General features: G+C 69.6%; 7 protein-coding genes. 2 read left to right on the forward strand and 5 right to left on the reverse strand.

Annotated features, from left to right (window positions below; translation table 11 throughout):
• Positions 1 to 264 (forward strand): MmyB family transcriptional regulator (locus tag AB8Z36_RS23420; RefSeq protein ID WP_440581981.1); only part of this gene is annotated, 264 nt, incomplete at its 5' end.
• Between the two features lie 141 nt (positions 265 to 405).
• Positions 406 to 1,359: an aldo/keto reductase gene (locus tag AB8Z36_RS23425; RefSeq protein WP_369215337.1), complete on the forward strand. Its 954-nt coding sequence runs from the start codon at positions 406 to 408 to the stop codon at positions 1,357 to 1,359.
• A gap of 124 nt (positions 1,360 to 1,483) precedes the next feature.
• Here AB8Z36_RS23425 and AB8Z36_RS23430 read toward each other — a convergent pair whose 3' ends face one another.
• The 5 genes from AB8Z36_RS23430 to AB8Z36_RS23450 all read right to left on the reverse strand — a co-directional run bounded on the left by AB8Z36_RS23430 (position 1,484) and on the right by AB8Z36_RS23450 (position 6,351).
• Positions 1,484 to 2,773 carry a hypothetical protein gene (locus tag AB8Z36_RS23430; protein WP_369215338.1) on the reverse strand — a complete coding sequence of 430 codons (1,290 nt, stop codon included), beginning with the start codon at positions 2,771 to 2,773 and terminating at the stop codon, positions 1,484 to 1,486.
• A gap of 269 nt (positions 2,774 to 3,042) precedes the next feature.
• On the reverse strand, positions 3,043 to 3,564 hold the full coding sequence (locus tag AB8Z36_RS23435) for an EF-hand domain-containing protein (RefSeq protein ID WP_369215339.1): 522 nt from the start codon (positions 3,562 to 3,564) through the stop codon (positions 3,043 to 3,045).
• Between the two features lie 424 nt (positions 3,565 to 3,988).
• Positions 3,989 to 4,159: a hypothetical protein gene (locus tag AB8Z36_RS23440; RefSeq protein WP_369215340.1), complete on the reverse strand. Its 171-nt coding sequence runs from the start codon at positions 4,157 to 4,159 to the stop codon at positions 3,989 to 3,991.
• A 20-nt stretch (positions 4,160 to 4,179) separates the two neighbouring features.
• Positions 4,180 to 5,037: an SDR family oxidoreductase gene (locus AB8Z36_RS23445; RefSeq protein ID WP_369215341.1), complete on the reverse strand. Its 858-nt coding sequence runs from the start codon at positions 5,035 to 5,037 to the stop codon at positions 4,180 to 4,182.
• Positions 5,038 to 5,250: 213 nt separating this feature from the next.
• Positions 5,251 to 6,351: an alpha/beta hydrolase fold domain-containing protein gene (locus tag AB8Z36_RS23450; protein WP_369215342.1), complete on the reverse strand. Its 1,101-nt coding sequence runs from the start codon at positions 6,349 to 6,351 to the stop codon at positions 5,251 to 5,253.
• Between the last annotated feature and the right edge of the window lie 668 nt (positions 6,352 to 7,019).

Below are 7,019 nucleotides of genomic sequence, written 5' to 3' on the forward strand. Positions count from 1 at the left end.
ACAAAGAGTTTCAGCCCCGAGGTGGGCGAGTTCACCCTTGCCTACGAAATGCTCTCCGTGAACAGCGCACCCGGCCAACAGCTCGTCGTCTACCGCGCGGAGCCGCAGACACCGGCCGAGGAGGCCCTGCGCCTGCTCGGCACTCTTGCCGCTGAACGCAGCGTCGGCTCCGGTGATCGCGTCCCGGCAGCCCTCGGTCAACCCGCCGASGGGGCCGCGATCTCGTGTCCGTGGCAAGACCGTGGAGCGTTCCCCACTGTTTAACCATCGACGCTTCTTCTGTACGGAGTCGATGCCCGGCCCAACAGCGAAGTGACGGTACGTCCGCGCCGAACGCGTGACTTCGCCGTGCATATTTTCACGTAACTGATCAGCAAAGCCGAGATGAAAGGAAGTGCATTCGCCATGAGAAGGACCATGCTGGGAACCCTTGAGGTGTCCGCCCAGGGACTGGGCTGCATGGGTATGAGCGAGTACTACGGCCCGGCCGACTGGGACACCTCGGTGGGGACCATTCGCCGTGCCGTCGAGTTGGGTGTGACTTTCCTCGACACCGCCGACCAGTACGGTGCGGGCCACAATGAGGTGTTGCTCGGCCGGGCCATCCACGACCGCCGCGATCAGGTCCAGATCGCGACGAAGTTCGGTATCGACCGCAGCGCCGGTGACGACGCGCGTCGTCTGCGGGGGGAAGCGCCTTACGTCAAACGCTCGTGCGAGGCGTCGCTGCTGCGGCTCGGGGTCGAGGTGATCGATCTCTACTATCTGCACCGGCCGCCGCAGAACGCCGAGATCGAGGAGACCGTGGGTGCCATGGCCGAACTCGTGAAGGAGGGCAAGGTCCGGCACCTGGGGCTCTCCGAGGTCGACGGCGATCTGCTGCGCCGCGCCCATGCCGTCCATCCGATCACGGCGGTGCAGAGCGAGTACTCACTGTGGACCCGAGGCGTCGAGACGCTCACCCCCGTCATGGCGGAACTGGGCGTGGGTCTGGTGCCCTACTCGCCACTGGGCCGCGGCTTTCTGACCGGGGCGGTGGACCGGACAGGCCTGGACAGCTCCGACTTCCGCAGCCGCAACGAGCGGTTCCAGGCCGATGCCAACCAGGCCATCGCCGACACCGTCCGCCAGGTCGCCGAGCAAGTGGGCGCGACGCCCGCCCAGACCGCCCTGGCCTGGGTGTATGCCCAGGCCGAGCGCCTGGGCGTCCCGATCGTGCCCATCCCCGGCACCAAGCGGCCCCGCTGGCTGGAACAGAATGTCGCCTCGTTGGATGTCACCCTCGACGACGCTGTGCTCGCTCAACTGCAGCCGCTCGCCGACCAAGTCGCGGGCGAACGTTACGGGGTCACTGACTGAGGATGTCGCTGATGTCGGCGTCCTGCCCGATTCCGCGCGAGCGCGAGCCCGCAAGCTTCGTCGGAGGCACGGCAGGGGGAACTGGCTCGCGGTCACCGTACTTGCGCACCGTATGCGGAGGTGGTCAGGACAGTGCGGTGCAGAGCATGCGTTCGTAGGCGTGGGTGGTGCGGGTGTCCATACGGTGGTGCAGCAGCTCGGCCGCCTCGTCGGGCCGGTCGTCCGCGCTCAGGGCGCGGGCGAGGGTGTCCTCAAGGATTTCGGCTTCAGGTCTGGTCAGGCCGAGCAGCCACACACGGTGCCGCAGCCCGGCCAGCAGGCCCGCGGCTTGGCCCGGTTGGCCGCGCAGGAGCAGGGCGAGGGCGTCGACGGCCGGGGCCAGGACGTCGGCGTAGGCGGGGCGGTTCCTCCTGCGGGCGTGGCGGGCGAGCCGGTCAAGGCCTTCGGCGTCCCCGGCCACGGCCAGCGCCAGGGCGATGTGGAAGGCGTTCCACACCGTGGCCATCGCCCGGTCCTCATCGGCCAGCAGGGCGCGGGCGTCCTCGGCGCTGAGGGGTGCGGCCGGGTCCTGGCCGGTCAGATGCAGCCGCCAGTTCAGCGAGCTGCGAGCCGCCACGTCCTGGGCGGTGAACTCCTTTGCGGTCCAGTGTCTGGCTCGGGTGAGGTCCCCGGTGGCCAGGGCGTGCAGGGCGGCGTGCCAGCGGAAGTGGCGGCGGGGCGTGTGCGGATGCTTGGTCAGCCAGGTCTCGACCAGCGACAGGCCGGCCGCTGCGGCGCCGGTGTCGTGGTGCACGTGCAGAAGGACGTGGGCGGCTGGGGTGCAGGCAGGTTCGATGTCCAGGGCCTGGTGGGCCAGGGCGGCGGCCTCCTGGCAGCGGTGCTGCTCCGCGCGCAGGAAGGCCAGCGCGGCCATCGTGGGCCAGCTGTCGCGGGGCGCGGCGGCGGCCTGCCGTTCGATCAGGTCGGCGCTCCACGCCCGGCGGGCCGGGTCAGTGCTGGCCAGGCAGGTGCTGTAGACCAGGCGCAAGGCCAACGGGTCGGCCGGATACAGCGCCAGATGTTCCACCAGATGGTCGGCCAGTTCGGCGGTCCGGCGCTGGGCGCGTAGGTGCAGCACCTGGATCAGACTGCTCTCGCGGCCACTGGCCGATACCCCGTCATGGAACGCACGGCGCAGCTCCCGGGACTGGGCGGTCGCATCCGTGTCCAGCCGGTCCCGTGACATAGTCGTCGCCCGTGACGTGGTGGTCGCGGCCAGGGCCCGGGCCACACCCAGCCGCGGATCGTGGGCCAGCACCGCCTGCGCGGCATCCGCCGCGTCGGGCGCTTCCCGGAGGCGGGCGTCCACGGCCGCGTCCCACAGGCGCATGCCCGCCGCGTCGGTACTGACGTCGAAACCCCACCGATCCCGCATCACACTCTCCTGCCTGTGTGCCCTGGGGCTGCCCTGCCGCCGCCATCACCGGAACCACATGCCGCAGTCGCGTCACTGGTGCCGGTAACCGCACCGGCAGCGGAACAGGGAGCGCCTGCGATGCCAAAGGCGGCTCTCGCTCTCGCTCTCGCTCTCTCCCGGTAAGGCGTAGCAGGTTGCCCAGGACCGACCGGCCAGCCGAACCTCGACCTGCCGGTCCTCACCAACCAAGGGTTACGCGTGCCCGCCGTCTGGCGCAGCGCGCGCTCTCACACCCCCTCGCGCGCCGCGCTGGCTGCGCCGTAGGAAGCGGCCATGGCCGAGACCCCCGTGACGACGAAGTCCTTGATTCCCGCCAGGTAGGTGTCACGGTCGATCAGGCCGTCCTGACCGGTGTCGAGTTCATCGAACGCGGCACCGGCGTCGGCCGCGGCGTTCCGCGCCGCCGTACGCAGGCGGACGAAGTCCGCACGGTTGAGCCGTCCGTCGGCGTCGGCGTCAGCGATGTCGAACAAGGAGCCCAAAGCAGGCCGACAGGACCGTTCAAATGACGCGTGCCCCGCCCACAGCCGGTACTCCTCGAACAACACGCGGCCGTCACGGTCGGCGTCCATGTCCGCGAAGACCGCCTCGTGGGCGCTTCGCGCGGCGACGACGACCGGGTGGCACAGGTCGCGCCCCATGGCCGAGGCGACCTCGTCGACCCTGGCGAGATACTCCGCGTGTGTGAGGACGCCATCGCCGTCGGCGTCCAGCATGGCGAAGATACGGCGCTTGGCTGCGTCAGACATCGAGTCGGGCACTGCTTGTCCTTCCGAGGTTGGGCGTTGCGGCGATGCCGCTGGACTACGTGAAGGGGTTGCCGCCGAGCATGTCGGGTCTGATCATCGACCGAGCAGAACCGAGTAGATGTGCAGGTCCGGCAGGCATCGCGCCTTATAGACGGCTCCAGCTCTATCCCGAGTGGTTGCTGTTCTACGGCAACAACTTCCGTGACACCGCCATTCGCACGAAGGCGAAACGATTGGCTCAGGCGTGCGTTCACTCATACGGGGCGGGGACAGGTGCAGCGAGCCAGTGCGACCAGCTGACACACAGCGCCGTGACCACCGCCCGGCCGCCCGTAACGGACGCCCGGTGACTTCGTGTACGGGGCCGGAACCGACTACGCCAGCACGGCCGTCGGCGTGGTGGGACGACATGCGTCCCAAGGCGTCAGCTGACCGGGGGGATGCGCTCCCTGCACACCACGAGAGTGATCCCCACGACGGTGGCGATCAGCATCATCGCGGCCGACAGCAACTGTGCGCCGACATCGATTCCGGACCAGTCGCTGAGCCGACCGGTGGCGAGAGTGAGGACAGCGGAGGGCAGGTAGACGCTCATACTAAGGTGCGGGCAGCGCCTCAGAGCTGGGGGAAATTCGTGAGAGGAGCGGAGTCCGCGGTGGCGTCGAGGTTGGCGCGCAGGGCTTCGGCCTTGGCGGTCGCGTAGGTGTGGGCGTCGGAGCCCAACAGCTGGCGCAGGGGGCCGCCCTCGGTGCGGGAGCGCTCGATGATGGCGGCGGCGGCCTTGACGGGGTCGCCCAGCTGGTGGCCCTGGAGCTTGAGGTGGTCGTCCACCATGGCCCGTACGGCCGGGTAGTGCTCGGAGGTCTCGGTGGGCAGCGCCAGCGAGTGAGAGGTCAGGAAGGAGGTACGGAAGTAGCCCGGCTCGACGATGGTGACCTCGATGCCGAACTCCGCGACCTCGGCGGCGAGTGCCTCACTCAGTCCTTCGAGGGCGAACTTGCCGGCGCAGTACAGGGCCCATCCGGGAACGGCGGTCAGGCCGAGGACGGAAGAGACGTTGATGATGCGGCCGGAGCGCTGCTCGCGCATGAGCGGCAGCGCGGCGCGCAGGACGTTCCACACGCCGACGACCTGGATGTCGAGCATGTCCCGCACATCCTGGGCACTGGTCTCCTCGACCGCGGCAAGGTAGCCGTAGCCCGCGTTGTTCACGACGACGTCCAGGGCACCAAAGCGCTCGACGGTCTGCTCCACCGCATCCTTGACCTGGGCCTCGTCCGTGAGGTTCACGGTCAGCGCGAGCAGGCGGCCGGTGTCGGTGGTACTGCCGAGCGCGGCCGTCAGACGCTCCGCGGAGCGGGTCGTGGCGGCCACGTTGCAGCCATCGGCGAGGAGTTGCCTGACCAGTTCCAGCCCCATCCCGCGGGAGGTGCCGGTGACGAACCAGGTGGCGGGAGCCGGGGTAGCGGGCATGAGTGCTCCTTGGTCGAAGGTGCCGGGTGGTGAGGCGGACCGCGTTGCCTGTCCGGCCTTGCCTCAATCCTGGCCCGCCGCGAACCGCTGTCGGGGCCCATGTCCGGCCCTGCGCGCCCTAGGTCTGGGCTGACTTGGACTGACAGACCCTGCTTGCAGGGCCCTCACCCGTCAGGAGACTCCTTTGCCCCCCTTAGCGGGAGGTCCGTCACCTCACGAGCGGAGACCCGCGGCGAAGCGGTGCACGCTTTGGACGGTTGCCTCGTACATGGCCGGGACGGCGGCACGGAACATCAGATCGCCCGCGTGGCCCGTGCCCGCGACCGTCCGGCAGGTGGCCTGGACCCCGGCCGCGAGAAGAGCGCGGTGGTAGGCCAGTCCCTCATCCCGCAGCGGGTCGAGCTCGTCGACGGAGATGGCGTGCGGGGGCAGCTCGGTCAGGTCCTGGGCGGTGGCGTGGAAGGGCCAGCACAGCGGGTCGGTGGCGTGCTCGGCGCCGGGATCGTATACCTCGGCGAAGATCGCTGCTGTGTCGCAGGCCGTGAGGTACCCGTCGTTCTCGACGAGCGAGGGCAGTACCGCTTCGCGTTCCTCGGCGCTGGCACCGTAGAGGCCGGAGATGAACGGCACCAGGGCGTAGACGCCATCGATGGCCGCGAGTCCGTCCTCGCGCTTGGCCCTGATCGCGGTGGCGAGCGCCAGGTTGCCCCCGCCGGACTCGCCCGCGACGGTGAGGGTGGAGATCCCCAGTTCCGTGCGGTGCTGGTGCACCCAGTCCAGCGCTGTCGCACAGTCGTCGAGACCGGCGGGGAACGGGTGGGGGCCGAGTTCACCGCCGCCGTTGCGGAATTCGACTCCGATGATGACGAGGCCGGTGGCGGCCAGTTCGTCGTGGAACCGGGCGTAGATGGGGCCCGAGCCCTTGAGCATCACCATACCGCCCCCGTGCAGGTAGAGGATGCCGGGCAGGGCGGCGGGAGCGGTCGCGGGCCGCGTCACGTACAACTGGATGTCGTTGCCGGCCGGACCGGGGATCGTCTCTGTGTGGTGGACGAGCCCGGGGACCGGCTCCAGGTCGGCGACCAGGGCGGCGAAGAGCTGCTCGGACCCGGCTTCCGCGGCCGTGACGAACTCGAGAAGCTGCTCACGCGGGGCGTCGGGTCGCAGGGGCGCGGGCACGATGTCCTGGTCCAAGCCGTACTGTGCCAGCGCCTTGACCACCTGCGGATCGGTACGCGGGTCGGTGTGCAGGGTGAGGGTCGGGTCGCCCAAGCGCCCGGGCCGCTTCTCCGCGGGTGAGCTGTGTGCAGTCATCTTCGGGTCCTCCTCTTCCGCCGCCCGCTCACGGCGGGCCGGTTCGGGTGAGTTCAGGCAAGCGTCGGCCCGGGGCACCCCACTCGGCTGGTAGCAACGCCGGAGCTTGAAGACCCGGCGCGGCTGCGCATGGCGCACTCGGATGCGGATGCAAGGAAGCGCCAACCGGTGTCGCAGCGGGCCGACTTGACTGGGATACGCCGCTGACCAGCGGCAGGACCGAACGTACCCCGTTATGGACTTGAGCGTCCATAACCTACGTAACGCAAGTAGTGGTGGCGAGTCGGGCAGGGGTGACGTATAGGTTGACCTGCCCCTGGTCAGGCCAAGGTCCAGGCGCTCCGGGATCGCCGGGTGCTGCCGCGATCCGGTCGTCGAGCGGGTAGATCCCTCCGGGGTGCCATTGTCGAAGACGTGCTCTGCCCGGTTTCAGGCGCCGGGCGCGGCCAGCCGGGTCATCGGTACGACGGCACGCAGAGCGGGCATGCCAACGTATTGGGCGGGGCAGAACGGCCGTTCCCTTGGCCAGCAGGCAGCCGCGGCGGTCGGTGTCGTCGGCGGTGTTCGCCGCGATGAGCCGCACGTATGCCGACAGCCGGTCGAGGCCTCCGCGTCCGAACCGCGGGGCAGCTTCTCCTCGGCCAGGGCGCCGAGGGCCGTACACCGAT

The organism is Streptomyces flavofungini, from assembly GCF_041028215.1.
Taxonomy (GTDB): Bacteria; Actinomycetota; Actinomycetes; order Streptomycetales; family Streptomycetaceae; genus Streptomyces; species Streptomyces flavofungini_B.